This window comes from Flavobacterium sp. (assembly GCF_024710485.1).
GTDB lineage: Bacteria > Bacteroidota > Bacteroidia > Flavobacteriales > Flavobacteriaceae > Flavobacterium.
In genome coordinates, this window is the sequence record NZ_JANJUQ010000032.1 from 18,783 (window position 1) to 37,640 (window position 18,858).

At 39.1% G+C, this 18,858-nt stretch carries 22 protein-coding genes; 8 read left to right on the forward strand and 14 right to left on the reverse strand.

The window, feature by feature from the left end; translation table 11 throughout:
• Positions 1 to 26 precede the first annotated feature (26 nt).
• A complete protein-coding gene (locus Q0M21_RS08105) occupies positions 27 to 221 on the forward strand; it encodes a hypothetical protein (RefSeq protein WP_295336829.1) in 195 nt (64 codons plus the stop codon).
• A gap of 140 nt (positions 222 to 361) precedes the next feature.
• Here the strand turns inward: Q0M21_RS08105 and Q0M21_RS08110 are convergent, their stop codons facing one another.
• The gene (locus tag Q0M21_RS08110; RefSeq protein WP_295336832.1) at positions 362 to 1,090 is read right to left on the reverse strand and encodes a biotin--[acetyl-CoA-carboxylase] ligase; all 729 of its coding nucleotides are present in this window, start codon (positions 1,088 to 1,090) and stop codon (positions 362 to 364) included.
• Positions 1,091 to 1,179: 89 nt separating this feature from the next.
• Between Q0M21_RS08110 and rsfS the strand changes: the two genes are divergently transcribed.
• The 7 genes from rsfS to Q0M21_RS08145 all read left to right on the forward strand — a co-directional run bounded on the left by rsfS (position 1,180) and on the right by Q0M21_RS08145 (position 6,732).
• The gene (gene rsfS, locus Q0M21_RS08115; protein WP_295336835.1) at positions 1,180 to 1,551 is read left to right on the forward strand and encodes a ribosome silencing factor; all 372 of its coding nucleotides are present in this window, start codon (positions 1,180 to 1,182) and stop codon (positions 1,549 to 1,551) included.
• A 17-nt stretch (positions 1,552 to 1,568) separates the two neighbouring features.
• Positions 1,569 to 3,503 carry an ATP-dependent zinc metalloprotease FtsH gene (ftsH, locus tag Q0M21_RS08120; protein WP_295336838.1) on the forward strand — a complete coding sequence of 645 codons (1,935 nt, stop codon included), beginning with the start codon at positions 1,569 to 1,571 and terminating at the stop codon, positions 3,501 to 3,503.
• Positions 3,504 to 3,617: 114 nt separating this feature from the next.
• Positions 3,618 to 4,223, forward strand: a complete 606-nt coding sequence (locus tag Q0M21_RS08125; protein WP_295336840.1) for an LUD domain-containing protein — start codon at positions 3,618 to 3,620, stop codon at positions 4,221 to 4,223.
• Position 4,224: 1 nt separating this feature from the next.
• On the forward strand, positions 4,225 to 5,028 hold the full coding sequence (locus tag Q0M21_RS08130) for a phosphatidate cytidylyltransferase (protein ID WP_295336842.1): 804 nt from the start codon (positions 4,225 to 4,227) through the stop codon (positions 5,026 to 5,028).
• Positions 5,018 to 5,668, forward strand: a complete 651-nt coding sequence (locus Q0M21_RS08135) for a phosphatidylserine decarboxylase family protein (RefSeq protein WP_295336845.1) — start codon at positions 5,018 to 5,020, stop codon at positions 5,666 to 5,668. The genes Q0M21_RS08130 and Q0M21_RS08135 overlap by 11 nt, the downstream gene beginning before the upstream one ends.
• A gap of 8 nt (positions 5,669 to 5,676) precedes the next feature.
• Positions 5,677 to 5,952 carry an acyl-CoA-binding protein gene (locus Q0M21_RS08140; RefSeq protein ID WP_295336847.1) on the forward strand — a complete coding sequence of 92 codons (276 nt, stop codon included), beginning with the start codon at positions 5,677 to 5,679 and terminating at the stop codon, positions 5,950 to 5,952.
• Between the two features lie 3 nt (positions 5,953 to 5,955).
• Positions 5,956 to 6,732 carry a superoxide dismutase gene (locus tag Q0M21_RS08145; RefSeq protein ID WP_295336850.1) on the forward strand — a complete coding sequence of 259 codons (777 nt, stop codon included), beginning with the start codon at positions 5,956 to 5,958 and terminating at the stop codon, positions 6,730 to 6,732.
• A 38-nt stretch (positions 6,733 to 6,770) separates the two neighbouring features.
• Here the strand turns inward: Q0M21_RS08145 and Q0M21_RS08150 are convergent, their stop codons facing one another.
• The 13 genes from Q0M21_RS08150 to Q0M21_RS08210 form a co-directional block, all read right to left on the reverse strand.
• Positions 6,771 to 8,810 (reverse strand): M13 family metallopeptidase, encoded by a 2,040-nt coding sequence (locus Q0M21_RS08150; RefSeq protein WP_295336853.1) that lies wholly within the window; start codon positions 8,808 to 8,810, stop codon positions 6,771 to 6,773.
• Positions 8,811 to 8,919: 109 nt separating this feature from the next.
• Positions 8,920 to 9,105: a DUF2892 domain-containing protein gene (locus Q0M21_RS08155; RefSeq protein ID WP_295336855.1), complete on the reverse strand. Its 186-nt coding sequence runs from the start codon at positions 9,103 to 9,105 to the stop codon at positions 8,920 to 8,922.
• An 11-nt stretch (positions 9,106 to 9,116) separates the two neighbouring features.
• The gene (locus tag Q0M21_RS08160; protein WP_295336858.1) at positions 9,117 to 9,422 is read right to left on the reverse strand and encodes a hypothetical protein; all 306 of its coding nucleotides are present in this window, start codon (positions 9,420 to 9,422) and stop codon (positions 9,117 to 9,119) included.
• A 4-nt stretch (positions 9,423 to 9,426) separates the two neighbouring features.
• Positions 9,427 to 12,654, reverse strand: coding sequence for an efflux RND transporter permease subunit (locus tag Q0M21_RS08165; protein ID WP_295336860.1), 3,228 nt, complete (start codon positions 12,652 to 12,654; stop codon positions 9,427 to 9,429).
• Between the two features lie 46 nt (positions 12,655 to 12,700).
• A complete protein-coding gene (locus Q0M21_RS08170) occupies positions 12,701 to 13,789 on the reverse strand; it encodes an efflux RND transporter periplasmic adaptor subunit (RefSeq protein ID WP_295336862.1) in 1,089 nt (362 codons plus the stop codon).
• Between the two features lie 47 nt (positions 13,790 to 13,836).
• The gene (locus Q0M21_RS08175) at positions 13,837 to 15,144 is read right to left on the reverse strand and encodes a TolC family protein (protein WP_295336864.1); all 1,308 of its coding nucleotides are present in this window, start codon (positions 15,142 to 15,144) and stop codon (positions 13,837 to 13,839) included.
• Positions 15,145 to 15,279: 135 nt separating this feature from the next.
• A complete protein-coding gene (locus Q0M21_RS08180; protein WP_295336867.1) occupies positions 15,280 to 16,878 on the reverse strand; it encodes a hypothetical protein in 1,599 nt (532 codons plus the stop codon).
• Positions 16,879 to 16,991: 113 nt separating this feature from the next.
• The gene (locus Q0M21_RS08185) at positions 16,992 to 17,192 is read right to left on the reverse strand and encodes a hypothetical protein (protein ID WP_295336870.1); all 201 of its coding nucleotides are present in this window, start codon (positions 17,190 to 17,192) and stop codon (positions 16,992 to 16,994) included.
• An 87-nt stretch (positions 17,193 to 17,279) separates the two neighbouring features.
• Entirely contained in the window at positions 17,280 to 17,879 is a 600-nt protein-coding gene (locus Q0M21_RS08190) for a bifunctional 2-polyprenyl-6-hydroxyphenol methylase/3-demethylubiquinol 3-O-methyltransferase UbiG (protein ID WP_295336873.1), read from the reverse strand.
• Positions 17,880 to 17,885: 6 nt separating this feature from the next.
• Positions 17,886 to 18,080 (reverse strand): DUF6132 family protein, encoded by a 195-nt coding sequence (locus Q0M21_RS08195; RefSeq protein WP_295336876.1) that lies wholly within the window; start codon positions 18,078 to 18,080, stop codon positions 17,886 to 17,888.
• A 2-nt stretch (positions 18,081 to 18,082) separates the two neighbouring features.
• Positions 18,083 to 18,349, reverse strand: coding sequence for a heavy-metal-associated domain-containing protein (locus tag Q0M21_RS08200; protein WP_295336879.1), 267 nt, complete (start codon positions 18,347 to 18,349; stop codon positions 18,083 to 18,085).
• Between the two features lie 5 nt (positions 18,350 to 18,354).
• A complete protein-coding gene (trxA, locus tag Q0M21_RS08205; RefSeq protein WP_295336882.1) occupies positions 18,355 to 18,660 on the reverse strand; it encodes a thioredoxin in 306 nt (101 codons plus the stop codon).
• Complete coding sequence (locus Q0M21_RS08210; RefSeq protein WP_295336885.1) at positions 18,653 to 18,856, reverse strand: hypothetical protein; 204 nt, start codon at positions 18,854 to 18,856, stop codon at positions 18,653 to 18,655. The genes trxA and Q0M21_RS08210 overlap by 8 nt, the downstream gene beginning before the upstream one ends.
• Positions 18,857 to 18,858: the final 2 nt, after the last annotated feature.

Below are 18,858 nucleotides of genomic sequence, written 5' to 3' on the forward strand. Positions count from 1 at the left end.
GGAACAATGTAGAAAAACAATGTAAAATGATTTACGAAAAACCGTTTATCAATGCTGAAAAACCTCACGAGCGAAGATTTATCATTCAAATCATAGCGGAAGAGTTTCCGGATTTTCCTCGTGTAAGGATAGCTGCTGCCGTCGATCGTTGTTTAAAAATATTCCCCGCGCCTGTAGACCGCAAAACACTTTTACAATTTGTGCAAAGTTCTATGCGATAACTACTAAGGCACTTTATACCTACCGCTCCAACCTCTTGTTATTTTGAGACTTTAATAAGAGGTTTCGGGGTGAAAACTATAAAATTATAATACACTTATTCTACTCGAAATTATTGAATTGTACTTTAATAATTTAGCGCTTAATACAACAATTTTACTTCTTTTAAACCATAATAGACAAAACTGTCATCTTCCAACATAACTTCCAGTTGGCCCTCCTGCGTGACACTTTTTATAATCCCCATAAACCGATAGCCGTCGGGCAGTTCAAAAGCAGCCGGTTTATCTTTTTTAAACAATAAATCATTGTAGTGATTCCATACTTCATCCTTGTGCTCAGGAAAAAATAACAAATGAAGTTTCAATGATTTAACAAAAGCTTCAGCCGTCTTTTCTACATCATAAATTTGATGAGTTATATTGGTTAACGAATTGGCTTGAGGCAGCAGTTCAAAATCGGTTTGATTAAGATTCAATCCCAAACCAACCACCGAAGTAAAAGTACCATCTGATTTTAAGGAATTTTCAATTAATATGCCACCCACTTTTTTATTCTCTGCCATTATGTCGTTAGGCCATTTGACATTAACTTTTGCAATTCCGTAAGCTACGATTAAACCGACAACTGACAAAGTTACCGCAATATTAAAATCATAAATCGAAACCATATCGAGTGGTACGTTTTTAACCAAAACACTTACAGTCAGGTTTTTACCCGGCTCACTTACCCATTCAGTACCCATTTGTCCTCTCCCTTTGGTTTGCTCAAAAGCCATAACCGCCGTGAAATTTTCCAACAATTGTTCCTTAGCCAACTGTTTTAAATAGTCGTTTGTAGAATCTATGGCATCGAGTTTGATAATGGGCATAATAGAAAAAACTGAGGTGAATTTTTAGAGTTTTGTTAAGCAAAAATAACTACAAAAAGTGATACCTTTGCCAAATATACAAATACTAGATGACTAAAAAAGCAGTAAACACTGATGTACTATTAGCCAGTATCATCAAAGGCATTGAAGAAGTAAAAGGAAATGACATTGACATACTCGATTTAAGAGCTATCGATACCGCTGTATGCGACTATTTTGTAATTTGCAACGGTAATTCAAATACCCAAGTTAACGCGATAGTTAACTCCATCCAAAAAGTAGTTTCCAAAGAATTAAAAGACAAACCTTGGCACGTAGAAGGCACGGACAATGGTGAGTGGGTTTTAATGGATTATGTGAACATAGTTGTTCACGTTTTCCAAAAACAAATTCGAGAGTTTTACAACATCGAAGGTCTTTGGGGAGATGCCCAAATTACATCTATCCCTTCTAATTATTAAAAATCGCACAAAAAAATATGGCTACGGAAAAGAAACCTAATAATTTCAGAATAAGTCCTTGGTGGATATACGCCGGACTAATCATTGTTTTTTTTGGATTGAACTACATTGGCGGTTCCGGTTTTCAGGAAACAGCCAAAATATCTTCTTCTAAATTCAACGAATACCTCGACAAAGGACAAATTGAAAAAGTTGTCATCTATAATAAAACAGAAGGAGAAGCCTATCTTACTGCAGCTGCTTTAAAAGATAAAGCCCACAGCAAGTTAGCCAAAGATATGTTGGGCAATCCTAACAAGGGACCACACTATTCATTCGACATCGGAAACGATGAAGTGTTCCAAAATAAAATTGAAAAAGCTAAAGTAGACGGTAAACTAAAAGATTTCGATTTCAAACCGAAAAGCAATTGGTCTGAAATCTTCATCAGTTTATTACCTATCATCATTATCATCGGTCTTTGGGTGTTAATCATGCGAAGAATGTCGGGTGGCGGAGCCGGAGGTGGCGGCGGTCAAATATTCAATATTGGCAAATCGAAAGCCAAATTATTTGATGAAAAAACAGATTTGAAAACTACTTTCAAAGACGTAGCCGGATTAGAAGGCGCCAAAGAAGAAATTCAGGAGATAGTTGAATTCCTCAGAAACCCTGAAAAATACACTACTCTTGGTGGTAAAATCCCTAAAGGAGCATTACTTGTCGGACCTCCGGGAACCGGCAAAACCTTATTGGCTAAAGCAGTAGCCGGAGAAGCCAAAGTACCTTTCTTCTCGTTGTCAGGTTCTGATTTCGTAGAAATGTTCGTAGGTGTTGGTGCTTCACGTGTTAGAGATTTATTCAAACAAGCCAAAGACAAATCACCGGCCATTATCTTTATCGATGAGATAGATGCCGTTGGAAGAGCACGTGGCAAAAACAACTTCTCAGGCTCTAACGACGAAAGAGAAAATACTTTAAATCAATTGCTTACGGAAATGGATGGTTTCGGAACGAATACACACGTTATTGTATTAGCCGCAACCAACAGAGCCGATGTACTCGACAAAGCTTTGATGCGTGCCGGACGTTTCGACCGTCAGATTTATGTGGACTTACCGGATGTTAGAGAACGTAAAGAAATTTTCGAAGTGCATTTGAAACCACTGAAAAAAGTAGATGGCTTAGACATCGATTTCTTAGCCAAACAAACGCCGGGATTCTCAGGTGCGGATATCGCCAATGTATGTAACGAAGCCGCCTTAATTGCAGCCAGAAATAATAAAACAGCGGTTGACAAACAAGATTTCTTAGATGCCGTTGACCGTATTGTTGGTGGTTTAGAAAAGAAAAACAAAATCGTTACCCCGGAAGAAAAACGCGCTATTGCTGTACACGAAGCCGGACATGCTACGGTAAGCTGGATGTTGGAACACGCAGCGCCATTGGTGAAAGTAACCATTGTTCCTCGCGGACAAAGTTTGGGTGCTGCTTGGTATTTACCGGAAGAGCGTTTGATTGTTCGTCCTGAACAAATGTTAGACGAAATGTGTGCTACCATGGGCGGGCGTGCAGCCGAAAAGGTAATGTTCAACAAAATTTCAACAGGTGCCTTGAGCGATTTGGAAAAAGTGACCAAACAAGCTCGTGCAATGGTAACGATATACGGATTGAACGAAAAATTAGGCAACATCACCTATTACGATTCTACCGGTCAAAGTGAATATAATTTCTCCAAACCGTACTCTGAAGAAACAGCCTTGGTTATCGATCAGGAAATTTCAGCCTTGGTTGAAAACGAATACCAAAGAGCCATCAAAATTCTACAGGATAACAAAGAAAAATTAGAACAGTTGGCTAATATCTTAATCGAAAAAGAAGTCATCTTTAAAGACGATTTAGAAGCTATTTTTGGTAAACGACCTTTTGATAACTCAGCCGAGGAAACTGTAGTCGAAACCGTTAGCGAATAAGCCTTATAGTTTTTTAACAATTTTTTAAAATCTTAATTCAAAACATACTTTTGAATTAAGATTTTTTTATCTTTGAGGGATTTCAAAAACCAAACCCGATTATAAACAACCAGCATGAGTCTTTTCAGAAAAATTTTTGGCACAGGAAACGATGCCTCTGACGAAGAAAGTCAAAGCGAATTTAACAATGCTCCTTCTAGCTTTTCGCTACTACCTGTAGATGAGAAGTTTACTTATAATTTCAAAAAAAATGGCGGCAAGTTTTTGTATTGCGAAAACTTGAATGAAGTCAAAGACCAATTCTTGAATATCTTAGAGGAAAACGATTGGTTTGAGTGCGAAGCACTTTGCTATGAGCCAAAATTGTTCAGTATGTTGGACGAAAACAAACTAAGCTATGACAAACCTGCAAATCCGAAATTTTTATTTGCCAGTTGTGAAAACCTTATAGCAGATGAGGGCTCTGTGTTGTTTTCTTCTAACCAAATTAAACAAAATAAACCCAACGACTTACCAATCAACATCATTATTTTAGCCACTACCAGTCAGATTTTAGAATCTAAAAGTGACGGTTTACGTGTGATTAAAAAGAAATACGACAAAGATTACCCAACCAATATCACTACCATCAAATATTTCGAAAAAGCTAAGGATGAAGACTTCCTCCAATACGGAAGCACAGCCAAGAATTTATACCTCTTGCTTTTAGAAGATTTATAAAATGACAACTACCGTTACAAGAGCTTTATCCGGGGCAGTTTACGTGCTGTTGCTGGTTGGCGCTACGCTTTATTCACCCTACAGTTTTTTGTTGCTGTTTGGCCTTTTGTTGTTGTTCTCTGTGGGAGAATTTTGCAAATTGGTTGGCTTAAAACCGATTTTTCCTTTAGTTTTAGCCACGTTGGGCTATATCCTTTTCAACTTAGACAACACCGTAAAAACCAACGAGATCTTACTTTTGATAGCTGCTTTATTGGTCTCGATTCGCTCGTTAGTTTTCTTATTTGAAAAGAAAAACCGTTTTTTAGACAAGCAGGCCAAATATGTATTCTTGATTGGGTATTTGATCATCCCGATTATCATTTTTACCAAAATTCCTTTCATTTCCAATAGTTACCATCCGGAAATTATCATTGCCATTTTAATTCTCATTTGGACTAATGACACTTTCGCATATTTGGTTGGCATCTCTATGGGGAAAACGAAATTATTCGAAAGAATTTCTCCCAAAAAAACCATAGAAGGCTTTAGCGGCGGATTGGTTTTCGCCATGATAGCCGGAGTGCTATTAGCCCAATTTTATTTACAAGAATCTATCATTCGCTGGATCATCATTGCCTTGTTGGTCACTACTTTCGGTACTTTAGGCGATTTAATTGAATCCAAATTCAAAAGACTTGCCGGTGTAAAAGACAGTGGGAACATCATGCCCGGACACGGAGGTTTTCTAGATCGCTTGGATAGTATTATATTTGTGGCACCATTTGTTTATTTGTTTTACCAAATTATCTATTATGTTTCATAAAGAAGGTTATAAAATCATTTTCATCGCATTGGTCAGTTTTATTGCTGCTTTGCTGCTAGCCGATAAATTCATCCCTTTACCTTGGCTGAAAATGACAGTTCAATTATTGGTTTTGTTCTTCTTTGTGATGATACTACAGTTCTTCAGAAATCCGAATCGTAAAATCACCCCGAATAAAAACACTATTTTAGCGCCTGTTGACGGAAAAGTAGTGGTAATTGAAGAAGTATTCGAAGAAGAATACTTTAAAGACAAACGTTTGCAAGTTTCGATTTTCATGTCGCCTATCAACGTACACGTTACTCGTTATGCGGCTTCAGGCAAAATCAAATTCAGCAAATACCATCCCGGAAAATATTTAGTAGCCTGGCATCCAAAAGCCAGTATCGAAAACGAAAGAACTACGGTGGTTATTGAAACCGAAGCTTTCGGCGAAATCTTGTACCGCCAAATTGCCGGTGCATTAGCGCGTCGTATTGTTAATTATGCTGAAGAAGGTCAGGAAGTTACCCAAGGTGACGATGCCGGTTTCATCAAATTCGGTTCGCGCGTCGATATTTATCTGCCATTAGGAACTAAGGTAGATGTGAAATTACAACAAAAAGCGGTAGGCAATCAAACTGTAATTGTTTCTAAATAAGAAGCACCATGTCGGAAAAAGACTTAGAAGCTCGATTTCAAGAGGCTGTAGCCATAGCTTCTCAAATGACACAATCTTCACTCCCACAAGATGTGCAATTGCGCTTGTATGCTTTTTATAAACAAGCCACTTTCGGAACCATAGAATACAACAATTCCCCGGCTTTTGATTTGCGTAATGCCTTTAAAACCAATGCTTGGATGCAAATCAGTCATCTAACTGTAGAAGAAGCCAAAGAAGAATACATCAAAGCCATACATGCCATTGTAAATGAAAATAAGTAAATCATGAAAAAATTATTGATTGCCGTTTTATGTTTTTCGTTTGCGATACTGTTGCCATCTTGCCAACGAAAAAAACTCACAGAAGTAGTAGAAGTTCCGTTACCATCAGCGGAAGAAAAAGTAACCATAGGCCATCCCGATGATGTGAGTGCCGAAAGCGGTCAGTTCGCCTTAGCCAAATTACCGTATGAATACAATGCTTTAATGCCAAGTATAGACATTTTGACGATGGAAGTGCATTACTCAAAACACTACTTGACATACACCAACAATTTAAACAAATTGGTAGCTGCCGATCCGAATATGGTTGACTTAGCCATTGAGGATATTTTGAAAAAATTAGACATGAGCAATGCTGATTTGCGCAACAACGCAGGTGGCTATTACAATCATACGCTGTTTTTTGAAGGTATGGCACCCAAAAGCGGCGGAGAACCAAAAGACACCTTAGCCACTGTTATTACGCGAGATTTTGGTTCTTTTGAAGTATTTAAAAACCAATTCGCTGATGCCGCTGAGAAACAATTCGGTTCCGGCTGGGCTTGGTTAGTAGTAGACAAAGCCGGTAAATTATCGGTTACCGCAACAGCCAATCAAGACAATCCATTGATGCCAAACCAACCTGTAAAAGGCACACCTATTTTGTGTTTGGATGTTTGGGAACACGCCTATTACCTGGATTACCAATACAAACGCAAAAAATACATCGAAGCGTTTTTTAAAGTCATTAATTGGAAGAAAGTAACTGATAGGTATCTGGAAGCCAATGTCACCAAATAAAAAAATCCCTAATCATTAGATTAGGGATTTTTTTTTGATTACCAAATTTCAACTTTCAAATTGTCAGGTCTGCGCATTTTACTGCCCGGTTTGATATTGAAGGCTTTGTGAAAATCCGGGTTGTTTTGCAACGGTCCGTTGATTCTGAACTTAGCCGGCGAGTGTACATCGGTTAACAACTGATTGGCCAAAGCTTCCGGTTTGATGTTTACCATCCAAGCGTAACCATAAGCCAAAAAGAAACGTTGCTCCGGTGTCAATCCGCTGATTTTTTGTTTGTTTTGGTATTGAGATGTTTTCTTAAAGGCTTCAAATCCCATCACTATTCCGCCTAAATCGGCTATATTTTCTCCTTGCGTAGCATCACCGTTTACAAATTTACCCGGCAAAGCCTCAAACTGACTAAACTGCTCAACAATGAGCTTGGTTTTGGCTTTGAATTTTTTCAAATCTTCGGCTGTCCACCAATTGTTTAAGTTGCCTTTTTCATCATATTGACTGCCTTGATCGTCAAAACCGTGTGTGATTTCGTGACCGAAAGTTGAACCACCAATAATTCCGTACAACACAGCATCATCCGGCATTCTGCCTTCAAAGCCCGGAACTAAAATATTACAAGCCGGCACGCAAATTTCATTGTTGCTTGGACTATAATACGCATTATACGTTTGCGGATACATGTGCCATTCGGAACGATCTACCGGCTTTCCGAATTTGGATACCATTTCTTTAATCGCCCATTTGTTAGTGGCCATTACATTCGCCAAATATGTTCCTCTATTGATGTTTACGCTACTCATGTCTTTCCACTTATCGGGATAGCCCACTTTCATGACTATTTTACTCAACTTGTAAAGCGCTTTTTTCTTAGTCTCCTCACTCATCCAATCCAGCTTTTTGATGCGCTCTGCATAAACCGTTCTGATGTTGTTTCCTATTTCAAGTAGTTTTTCTTTAGAACCTTCCGGCAAATAGTCTTTTACATAGACTTGTCCAATCAATTCTCCCAAAGCACCATCGGTTTGCTCCACTATACGTTTCCAACGTGGCTTTTGTTCCTTCACACCGCTCATTACGGTTGAATAGAAATAAAAATTTTGCTTCTCTATAGCATTGTGTAAATACGAAGCGTAGGAATTCACTAAATCCCATTCTAAATAGGTCTTCCAATCTTCTATGGAATAACTTTTAACCATTTGGTTCAATGCTTTGTAAAACTCCGGTTGGCCTACAATTACAGTATCGGCATTTTTAATACCCATATTGGCTGCCATGGTTTTCCAATCGATATTTGGAGTCGAGGCATTGATTTGGGCTATACCCATTTTATTATAATTTTTGATTGGATCTCGAAGCGCTTCTAACTTTCGGGAGTTTTGAGCCAATTCGGTTTCTAATTTCATAATCACTAAAGCATTGGCTTTGGCAATCTCAGGCGATTTACCCATCAACAATCCCATTTTTTCCAAATGCTTCACGTATTCGGCACGAATGTTAACTGTTTCTTTATCAGTGTTGAAATAGTAATCGCGGTTGCCCAATCCTAATCCGCCTTGCCCTAAAAAGATGGCGTATTTGGCGCTGTTTTTATCGTCTTGACCCACGTACAAAGAGAAAGCCGGATTGGCTCCGATAGTGTGCAAATAAGCAATAGTATTTAATAAAGAAGTTACATCGCTTATGGCTTTGATTTTATTCAAATCGGTGCGCAACGGTGATAATCCTAATTTTTCAATTTGTAACGTATCCATACCCGAAGCATAGAAATCTCCGATTTTTTGTTCGTTACTGCCTTTGGGCGCATCGGACATCTTCGCCGATTTTTCACAAATCTGCTTGATTTGCGAATTGATGGTATCGCCTATGGTTCTGAAAATTCCGTTACTTCTTTCGCTGTCCGGAATCGGGTTGCGTTTGAACCATCCGCCGTTGGCGTACATAAAAAAGTCATCCCCCGGATTAACAGTCGTATCTCGGTTAGTTACCAAAGGATCAACAAAATCAGCTTCCTTTTGGTTACAACTTACCAATAAAATGGCCGACAATAAACCTAAGGTTAGTTTAGTTAGTAATTTCATATCAATACTTTTAAATGGCTATTGGACTTCATTTTAAATAAAATGTTACCAAATGTAATGCATTTGTTAAAATGAAACATAAAAAAACCACCCGAGGGTGGCTTTATCCTTAGTCTTTGACGCCAAATTTCACCAGTATGTCTTCCATCAAACACCATTTGGTGATAGAAGATTGCAACAAATTAGCGCCTACAAAAGCGGTAAACCACAACCAATTTTGATTGACGTAAATCGCCAACAACAAACTAATTAGTATAAAGGTTCCTGCAATAGCTCTGATCATTCTGTTTTTCATAATAATTGTATTTAATTTGTTTTTTCAATATTGAGTACCGCAACTTGCACCTTTGCTTTTGTGGGTTGTTGGGCGTTAAAGTCGGCGACCAACTGAAAGAAAAAATCCACTTTCTCTTTGGGCACCAATGCGTAAAAAAGTAAGGATTCAGTTTCATTCATTTCAGAAGCAAACCAATTGGTCTCAATAAACTCTTCTGAAACATCTTTGTAACTCATGACGTTTCGGTAGCTAAATGTGGCAACCTCAGCATTTTTCAATAGCTTTTTGATGTCTTTTTCAAATTCGGCTATAGCGGTAATGATTAGTAATTTCATAGTATTAAGCATTAGTTTCTTCAATTTCTGAACGTTTTCCTTGACCTTCCCATTTTTTTCTCTCGGTGATGTAGTAAATCAACGGCACCACAATCAACGTCAGTAAGGTAGACACAATAGCACCAAAAACTAACGAAATCGCCAACCCTTGAAATATCGGATCAAACAAGATGATAGATGCTCCGATTACAACTGCTCCGGTGGTCAATAAAATTGGTGTCGTTCGCACCGCTCCCGCCTCGATAATGGCTTGTTTTAATCCAATACCGTCATTCAAGCGGATTTCGATAAAGTCGATGAGCAATACCGAATTTCGTACCATCACACCGGCCAAAGCAATCATTCCGATAAAAGAAGTTGCGGTAAAGAAGGCACCTAACATCCAATGCCCTAATACGATTCCGACTAAAGAAAGTGGTATCGCCATCATCATGACAATTGGTGTTTTGAAATTTTGGAACCAACCTACAATCAACATGTAAATGATGACAATTACAATTAGGAACGCAGCACCTAAATCGCGGAATACTTCTAAAGTAATTTGCCACTCACCATCCCATTTCACGGTAAAATCGCTTTCATCCGAAGGTTGTTCCATGTACAATTCGTTAACCTTATAGCCTTTCGGCAATTGCATTTTTTGCAGCTTTTCGTTCATTCCTAAAATGGCGTACACCGGACTTTCCAAGGCACCGGCCATATCTGCTGTTACATACACGACTCTTTTTTGGTCTTTACGGTAAATGGTTTTTTGCAACGTATCTTGTACCACTTTTACCAAATCACTCACAGGAACGACATTGCCGCGATTGCCTTTGATTTTTAAACTTTGAATGTCTTGCAAACTCGTTTTGTCTTTATCATCTAAAGCCAATACGATGCCTACATTGTCATTGGAATGTTCATCGTACAAGTTAGACACCGGATATTCTTTCAATAAATAGGTCAAATTGCCTACTACTTGCTGTGGCGCGATTCCGTTTAACATCGCTTTTTCTTTGTCGACTTCCAAGCGGTATTCAACTTGGTTGTCTTCGGTCATCCAATCGACATCTACGATATCAGAGGTGTTTTCTAAGATGTCTTTTACTTGGTTGGCGACTTTAATCTGCTCTTTATAATCCGGACCGTAAATTTCGGCCACTAAAGTCGATAACACCGGCGGTCCCGGCGGAACCTCGATAATCTTCACGTTAGCTCCGAATTTTTTAGCAATTTTTTGTACTTCCGGACGAACAATTTTAGCGATATCGTGACTTTGTAAATCACGGTCTTCTTTGTGTAACAAATTCACCTGAATATCAGCCATATTACTGCCACCACGCATATCGTAATGGCGAACCAAACCATTAAACGTGATTGGTGCTGATGTACCGATATAGTTTTGGTAATTCACAACTTCCGGAACTGTAGAAAGATATTGTGCAATTTCTTGAGTCACCGCAGCAGTTCTTTCTAGCGTAGTCCCTTCCGGCATGTCGATAACGACTTGGAATTCGTTTTTATTGTCAAACGGCAACATTTTCACAGCTACCGATTTGGTAAAGAACATCAATACCGAACCTAAAAGTAACAATACAGTTATCCCTAACATCAAACGGCGCTTTTTAGAGCCTTCCAAGAAAGGTCGTTCCATTTTGCTGTATACTTTGTAGATCCAAGAAGTTTCTAATCCTTGTTCGGCTTTGTGCTCTTGTGCTTCTTTTTCGTGTAATAAATGATAGCCCAAATATGGCGTTACCGTTAAGGCCACAAACAAGGACAACAACATCGCAATTGAAGCGCCAATCGGCATCGGACTCATATAAGGTCCCATCATTCCGGATACAAACGCCATCGGTAAAATGGCCGCAATAACCGTGAACGTGGCTAAAATGGTTGGATTCCCGACTTCGTTAATCGCATAAATGGCGGCTTGTTTGAATGGCAAGCGTTTCATTTTAAAATGACGGTGCATGTTTTCGGCGATGATGATACTGTCGTCTACTACAATTCCGACTACGAACACTAAAGCGAATAAAGTGATTCTATTCAGTGTGTAGCCTAACATATAATAAGCGAACAACGTTAAAGCAAAGGTCAGTGGCACTGAGAAAAACACCACCAAACCACCGCGCCAGCCCATGGCTAACATTACCAAAATGGTTACGGCGATAATGGCAATTCCTAAGTGTAACAACAACTCACCTACTTTATCCGAAGCGGTTTCACCGTAGTTACGCGTAACTTCTACATGAACATCATCGGTGATGAGCGTTTGTTTCAAATGGTCGACTTTCTCCAAAATCTTTTCGGAGATTTTCATCGCGTCGGCACCTTTTACTTTTCCGATGGAAATGGTTACCGCCGGATATTCCGAATTGTTTTTAGCGAATTTTTCATTCGATTTTCCGTATCCGAAAGACACGTAACTTCTCGGTGTTGAAGGTCCGTCTTGCACCGAAGCCACTTGTTTTAAATAGACCGGCATATTGGCATTCACGCCAACCACTAAGTTCTCCACATCTTCGGCGGTTTGTAAAAACTCACCGGTAGTTACTAAATATTCTTTATCTGAAGCAACAAAACTTCCCGATTGAGAGCTGCCGTTGTTGGCTTGGATCATTTGCATGATACTTAAAGCATCCACACCGTTTTCGGCCATTCTATCTTTGTCCAACACCACTTTCACCTCGCGGTTTCTGCCGCCGATTTCTTTGGTGATGGCCACATCTTTGACTTTTTCAATTTCAGAAGTGACTTCTTCCGCAATTTGACGGATTTCAAAATCGTTCAATTTTTCGCTCCACAACGTTAATCCCAACATCGGAACATCGTCGATAGAACGCGTTTTCACCATCGGTTTGTACACGCCTTGCGGGAATAGATTTTCGTGTTTGGCCAACTCGTCGTATAATTTCACATACGAGCGTTCCACATCTTGACCAACATAAAACTGAACAATCAACATTGCCTGACCGTTCATAGCCATACTGTGCACGTGTTCTACGCCTTTGATGTTGGAAAGAATTTTTTCTAACGGTTTTACGACGCGACTTTCCACTTCACTCGGACTCGCTCCCGGATAACCCACCATTACGTCGGCCATCGGAACATTAATTTGCGGTTCTTCTTCTCTCGGAATCAGAAACGAACTGTATACGCCTATGATCATCAAACCTACCATTAACAGTATAGTTAACTTCGAATTGATGAAAAAATGGGCGATTTTACCTGATATACCTTCTTGCATGATTTTTTAATTTGAAAATGTGATGATTTGAAAATTTGAAAATGAGTTAATTCAACTTCACTTTTGCGCCATTATACAACTTACCTTCTGCCGAAACGATATATTGCTCTTCTGCCGATAAACCGGATAATACTTCAACTTGATTGCCGAAAGTTTTACCAATGCGCAACCATCTTAAAATGGCTGTATTCCCATTCCCTACGGTGTAAATTCCGGTCAGTTGGCCTTGTTTGACCAAGGCGCTTTCGGGTACTAAAACTTTATCGGTTGAAGTAGTCGTTTGCATTTTATTAGCTATCGGAAATTGGACATTCACAAACATGCCGGATAAAATGGCTTTATTGGTCTGGGTTAAGTTGATTTTTACCAAATATTGTCCGCCGGTATTTTTAGCCGAACTACTGACTTCCGTTACTTTTCCGGTTACTGCTTTGTTGATGGATTTTACCAAAACGTTCACGGTCATTCCGTTTTGAATGTCCGAAATATCGCTTTCCGAAACCATAGCGGTCACTTGTAAACGGGAAGCACCTTCGATACTCACCAACGGCATTCCTGGATTGGCCATATCGCCTTCTTTGACAAACGTATTGATTACTTCTCCGGAAAACGGCGCGGTGATGTTGCTGTAACCGAATTGCGCTACGACTTCGTTTCGCATTTGTTTGGCGGCTTCCAATCCGGCTTTGGCCATTTCGTAGCGCGACGTCATATCGTCTAACTCTTTTTGAGAAGCACTTTGTTGGTTGAACAAAGCGGTAAATCTTTCGTAGTCTTTTTTGGCATTGTTAAAAGCCGCAGTCGCTTGCAAGATAGAAGCTTCAACTTGGGCTTTTTTCGCCTGTAAGTCGGTGTTGTTGATGCTGACCAAAAGTTGACCGGCATTGACTTTCTGTCCGACTTTCACATGCACTTTAGTCACATAACCCATCATTCGGGTGCTGACGTTAGCGCTGTTTTCGGCTTCAATTTTGCCACTGGCGGTTATAAAAGAACTGTTGTTTGCGGCTGTATTTCCAGCTACTTTTACGACGATAGCAGCGGTATTGTCTGTGACTTCTTTTCGGTCTTTCCCACAAGAGTTAAGCATCAAAACGGAAGCCAGCACGATTAGTAGTAAACTATATTTTTTCATCATTTGTAATTTTTATTGAAATTGATTTTTGCTATTATTATTAGATTTTATTGACTTAAAAACTGTAAATACTCCTGTGTAAATTGGTACTCAAAAACGGCTTGCAAATGCTCCAATTCTTTTTGAATCATTTGGGTTTCGGAAACCAGTAAGTCGGTGGTTTTTTCTAAGCCTTGGGCAAATCTGTTTTGGCGAATGCGGTACGCTTCTTGCGCTTGTTCGAAGGCCAATTGAGACAAACCGACTTTGTTTTCGGCATCTTTAAGTTGGCGATTGGTTTTATTGAACTCGAGTTGGCTTTGTTTTTTGTATTGCTCGGTTTCGAGATTGGCTTTTTGAAAATCGGCTTTGGCTTTGTCATATTTCCCGACTGATTTATAACCGTCAAATAAATTCCATGACAATTGTGCGCCGACCAAATACCCTTTGGCCGCTGTTCCTAAAAACTGACGGTCGTACAACTCGTAACTTCCGAAAGCATTCAATCTGGGTAAAAAACTCATTTTACTCATCGATAGCATTTTTTGGTAAGCTTCTGAGGATTTTTGCATCGCCTGAATGTCTTTTCGATTTTCGGACAATTCCCAATCAACAACTTCAACTTTAATTTCTTTTTCCAAGGCTTCCGATGGCTTGAATGTTTTTCCTTGCGTATCTTCATTAATTAAGAAACCCAAATAATCCGAAGCATTTTGCACATTACTTTTAGCGTATTGTAGCTGATTTGAAATATCGTTAACACGCACTTGCACGTTAAGTACATCTGTCTTTTGCAACAAGCCTTGTTTGAAATAGTTTTCTACCAGTTTTAAATTGGCTTTGGCGGTGGATTCCGCTTTCTCTAAAACGTTAACCGCTTTGTAAGACAATTGAAGTTGCATATAAGCCTTAGAAACCTCTAACAACAAATATTCTTCGGTACGTTGGGTTTGCAATTGAAACGCTTCCATTTTGGCTTTGGCAGCTTGACGGCCGAAAATACCATCGAGATTAACCAAAGGTTGTTGGATTTCGATTTTAGTCGCAAAATTTTGAGTGGTTTTCGGATCATTGAGCAAGGCCGGATTGAAATCGGATTGGGTTAAAATTTCCTGATTTAATTTGGAACCAAAAGCCATTAACGGATTGGTAGTAACCATTCCGGTATAGGACGCTGTAATGTTGGGCAAAAAGAGTGCATTAGATTGTTGGTAATCTGCTTTGGCCGATTGGTAGTTTTTTCGGGCCATTTGGAGTTGCAGATTTTTTTCAGCGAGTTTTTGTTTCAAATCGCTTTTGGAAACGGTCAACGTATCCTGACTGAATCCGAAAGTGGAAAGGAATACAAATCCCAGTGATACTAATAGTTTGCTCATATTCATAGTTTTTATCTTAATTATGAAGCAAAAATATAACGACAGAAAAGTGTTTACAGTTACAATTGTTACAGAGGTACCAAAACAAAGAATGCCCGATGACTCGGGCAGACTAAGAAAGTGGTTTTGGTTTGTTTACTTTACAATCACTTTTTGAGACACATAAAACTTATTGTCAAAAATAAAAGTGATGATGACGGTTTGGTTGACAATACCATCCAACTCAAAATTCATACTGTTATCGCCTTGTTGGGCATCTTCAATTTCGCCGTCGGTGATGATTTTACCATCCATACCGGAAACAAAATAATCGATGTTGGTAGCGTAGGCCATTTTGAAATGCACTCTTACCGTGCTGCTGTCGGTTGGATTGGGTGAAACGGTCATAGAGAACGGATTTTTACCTTCAATTGGTTGCACTCCTAAAGGTGTATTTCTAATAAGTTTCACTTCAAAAATCGTAGCATTGGCTGATGTTGAAGCGGTGTTATTAGCTGTAAACGGATTTGCACTTGAACTTGATAATCCGCCAACGATGTGACCGATAACAAATTCGTTAGCTGTGATTTCATGCAACTTAATCACTTCATTGCTGTAATGCGGTAGTGATTTGTTGGGAATAAATTCAGCACTCGCACCTTTCAAAGCCGGCATGGTTTCAGGAAGTTGGTATTCTTGCAACGAACCATCAGAAAATCTAGTTGTTCTGCTTATGGTGTTGACGAAAGGTACATTATTGTCTTGCACCAGAGTCGTTCCGTTGTAATAATACTGACTGATTCCGCCAAAAAAGAGATTGTGCATACGGTTCTCAGCAGCATCATACAAACACGACTTGGCGCTGTGGTAATTACTCAAATATTGATTAAAAGCCGTTTGCGGAAAATAACCGTCGGCTTTGATATCTACCGGATAAAGAAACGGCAAATCGATATTGATTTGAAATACGCCCGATGAAATTGTATAGCCTGGCGAACCATCTGGGAAAATTTGAGGCAACAAATTGTAATCGCGTCGGTGTAAATGAACGGCATCGGTTACCGCTTCGTAATTTGAAATACTCAATTGTGAACCAGAATTATCAATGGTAAATTTTCGAATTTGATTGGAATAGGTTTGGGTGAACGTAGGGTTGTTCATCGGATTGTATCTTCCGTCAAAACGATGTCCGCCAACCAAGTAGAACGTATCGTTTATTTTACCCAATTGTCCACCCGTGATGGCGAAGTTGGTATTAGTAATTTGCTTGAAATGAGGTGCTATGACAGTACCATTGATGATCGAATTAATCAAGCCTGAGACATTCACCGAAGTGAGCTTGTCAAAAGTAATATGATCATTGGCTGTGGCAGAAAAAGCATAGCCTCCAATGATATAAAGTGCATCTTCATCTTGATAAAAGTTGAAATTGGTAGCTTGCAGATGTTCTTTCAAAGCGGTTGGTAAGGGATTGAGCGAAGCCGACCAAAATTGATTGGATGCCACATCAACTACATAAATAGCCGTATTATTATTGGAAGCCGGAAAAGCATTAAAAGGTTGTCGGGCGTGAATACCATCTAGTCTCCCGCCTATGAATAACCATTTCCCTTGGTGTTGGGCAAAAGCATAAGAGTGAATACCTGGAAAATTGGGAATGGTTATCGGATTAAGCTGTACCTGGTAATCAAAAGTTGACTGCGAGAATAAGCCTTGTATAAACAAAAGCAGTGCTATGGCGTAGCGAAATTTCATAGGAAGAATATTTTTCTTCAAAGCTAGACTTTCCGTTCCAACTACTTTGCAACATTTGTTACAAAAAAACGCCTCCGATTAGGAGGCGTTTGAATAAGATGTAAAACTCAGAATTAAGCTTTTTTATCTTCTGCTTTTTTAGAAGCACAACAGCCGGCTTTTTTTTCAGTGCTGCATTCTTTTTTCTCTTCAGTAGAGCAAGATTTTTCGGTTTTAGCTTTTTTCTTTTTTTGCTTTGGCTCGCCGTTGTTAGCGTTAACAGTCATTGAGAACATAAGAGCAACTGCGGCAAAGGCATAAACTAATTTTTTCATTTTTATAAATATTTTAAGGGTTTATCTGTTTAACAATACTCAAATGTACTACTTAAAATTGTTGAGGACAAAAAAATTAACTTAAAACTAACTTAACTTTCTAGCCCTAAAACGCACTACGGATCCTAATCCTTGGTGGTATTTCCCTTCATCAAGACTAATGACTTCTGTGGTTAGGAAATCAAAGTCAACATTAGGAAAATCGTTTTTCACTTGGGCTTCGGAGAAAAGCATCTCGCTGTTTTTTGGGCCACCCGAAGTGTAATTAAGTTGTTCTTGACTGAAGCTTTCAAAAATGATTTGGCCATTGGGTTTGAGTAAACGGAGTAAATGTTGACAAAATGCAGTTCTGATTTCAGCGGGAACGTGAGCATAAATCAGAATTAACGCATCAAAATAGCTTTCGGGATAGTTGAGTGTTTCAAGATCCCCAACGCTATAATCTAAGGTCACACCGTATTTTTGGGCTAATTTATCGGCTTTATTTTTGGCTTCTTTGCTGGTGTCAAAGGCATAAACCTCGTAACCTAATTGAGCGGCAAAAACAGCATTTCTGCCTTCGCCTTCAGCCGGAAAAAGCAATTTCCCTTTTGGAATTTCACCTATGGTTTCTTTAAAAAACACATTCGGTGCTGTTCCATAAGCATAAGCTTCGGCGGCATAACGTTCGTCCCAAAAATTAATCATAGCCGCTTACTTTTTCGGATTCGGAACAAAAATATTGAACAATAATCCACCCATCAAACTGCCGTATAAAGTGGCATTCAAGGGTTTGGAAGTAATTACACAAGTCCCTGAGGCACAACCAACAAAATAATAATAGGCATAACCGCCTATAGCACCAAAGATAACGCCTACAGCGGTAAGGATTAAAACTTTTTTATTCATGATTAATCGTTTTCTGTCATTCTGCCGATGGCACAATTCACATACGATTTGGCTTTGCGAATTAAAGTATTGTTGCCTTTTTCGGGATAACCCAAGTCATTGAGTTTGTTTACTACATCCTCGCGATTCATTGTACCGGTTACCGTGACGGTATCAATTTCTTTATCTATGCTTACTTCGGCAACACCTTCCAATTTAAGTAAGGCAGTTTTAATACTGCTCATACAGCCGCCGCACTTGATATTTTCTACTACAAATTGCTGTTCCATGATAATTAATTATTGGATTTGTCGAGTATATTTTTGATTATTTCTTCTTTTGACAACACTCCGGATTGACGCCAAAGCTGTTTACCGTTTTGAAACAACAGCATCGTCGGCACGCCTCGAACTTGTTGCATCGCCGCTAATTCCTGATTCTTATCTACATCTATTTTGATAATAGAAACCCTATCGCCTAATTGGTCTTTCACTTCTTTCAATATTGGTCCGAGCATTTGACAAGGTCCGCACCAAGTAGCGAAAAAATCAATCAGCACCGGTTTTTCCGAATTAATTAATTGGTCGAAACTACTATTCATCTTTTTGATTTTTATAAGTTATATTACATCCGTTAGGGCCGCAGCCCATATTGAAAATGGCTTGAAATAAAAAGAAAATGCCAAAGGCGATAAAAAACCATTGCTTGGTTTCATAAGCTTGAAAAAACAGAAACAAGGCGAAGGCCAATCTGAAATAACGCATCAGGTGCCAATTGGAAAACAATATTCTCTTCATGT

What these genes read in the sequence shown, in the direction of transcription:
- Q0M21_RS08210 (WP_295336885.1), bottom strand. Translation starts at nt 18,856, where the DNA reads ATGAAGAGAATATTGTTTTCCAATTGGCACCTGATGCGTTATTTCAGA.
- Q0M21_RS08145 (WP_295336850.1), top strand. Translation starts at nt 5,956, where the DNA reads ATGAAAAAATTATTGATTGCCGTTTTATGTTTTTCGTTTGCGATACTG.
- Q0M21_RS08125 (WP_295336840.1), top strand. Translation starts at nt 3,618, where the DNA reads ATGAGTCTTTTCAGAAAAATTTTTGGCACAGGAAACGATGCCTCTGAC.
- Q0M21_RS08165 (WP_295336860.1), bottom strand. Translation starts at nt 12,654, where the DNA reads ATGCAAGAAGGTATATCAGGTAAAATCGCCCATTTTTTCATCAATTCG.
- Q0M21_RS08130 (WP_295336842.1), top strand. Translation starts at nt 4,225, where the DNA reads ATGACAACTACCGTTACAAGAGCTTTATCCGGGGCAGTTTACGTGCTG.
- Q0M21_RS08190 (WP_295336873.1), bottom strand. Translation starts at nt 17,879, where the DNA reads ATGATTAATTTTTGGGACGAACGTTATGCCGCCGAAGCTTATGCTTAT.
- Q0M21_RS08185 (WP_295336870.1), bottom strand. Translation starts at nt 17,192, where the DNA reads ATGAAAAAATTAGTTTATGCCTTTGCCGCAGTTGCTCTTATGTTCTCA.
- Q0M21_RS08195 (WP_295336876.1), bottom strand. Translation starts at nt 18,080, where the DNA reads ATGAATAAAAAAGTTTTAATCCTTACCGCTGTAGGCGTTATCTTTGGT.
- Q0M21_RS08175 (WP_295336864.1), bottom strand. Translation starts at nt 15,144, where the DNA reads ATGAGCAAACTATTAGTATCACTGGGATTTGTATTCCTTTCCACTTTC.
- trxA (WP_295336882.1), bottom strand. Translation starts at nt 18,660, where the DNA reads ATGAATAGTAGTTTCGACCAATTAATTAATTCGGAAAAACCGGTGCTG.
- Q0M21_RS08155 (WP_295336855.1), bottom strand. Translation starts at nt 9,105, where the DNA reads ATGAAAAACAGAATGATCAGAGCTATTGCAGGAACCTTTATACTAATT.
- Q0M21_RS08110 (WP_295336832.1), bottom strand. Translation starts at nt 1,090, where the DNA reads ATGCCCATTATCAAACTCGATGCCATAGATTCTACAAACGACTATTTA.
- ftsH (WP_295336838.1), top strand. Translation starts at nt 1,569, where the DNA reads ATGGCTACGGAAAAGAAACCTAATAATTTCAGAATAAGTCCTTGGTGG.
- Q0M21_RS08105 (WP_295336829.1), top strand. Translation starts at nt 27, where the DNA reads ATGATTTACGAAAAACCGTTTATCAATGCTGAAAAACCTCACGAGCGA.
- Q0M21_RS08140 (WP_295336847.1), top strand. Translation starts at nt 5,677, where the DNA reads ATGTCGGAAAAAGACTTAGAAGCTCGATTTCAAGAGGCTGTAGCCATA.
- Q0M21_RS08170 (WP_295336862.1), bottom strand. Translation starts at nt 13,789, where the DNA reads ATGAAAAAATATAGTTTACTACTAATCGTGCTGGCTTCCGTTTTGATG.
- Q0M21_RS08135 (WP_295336845.1), top strand. Translation starts at nt 5,018, where the DNA reads ATGTTTCATAAAGAAGGTTATAAAATCATTTTCATCGCATTGGTCAGT.
- Q0M21_RS08180 (WP_295336867.1), bottom strand. Translation starts at nt 16,878, where the DNA reads ATGAAATTTCGCTACGCCATAGCACTGCTTTTGTTTATACAAGGCTTA.
- Q0M21_RS08160 (WP_295336858.1), bottom strand. Translation starts at nt 9,422, where the DNA reads ATGAAATTACTAATCATTACCGCTATAGCCGAATTTGAAAAAGACATC.
- Q0M21_RS08150 (WP_295336853.1), bottom strand. Translation starts at nt 8,810, where the DNA reads ATGAAATTACTAACTAAACTAACCTTAGGTTTATTGTCGGCCATTTTA.
- Q0M21_RS08200 (WP_295336879.1), bottom strand. Translation starts at nt 18,349, where the DNA reads ATGGAACAGCAATTTGTAGTAGAAAATATCAAGTGCGGCGGCTGTATG.
- rsfS (WP_295336835.1), top strand. Translation starts at nt 1,180, where the DNA reads ATGACTAAAAAAGCAGTAAACACTGATGTACTATTAGCCAGTATCATC.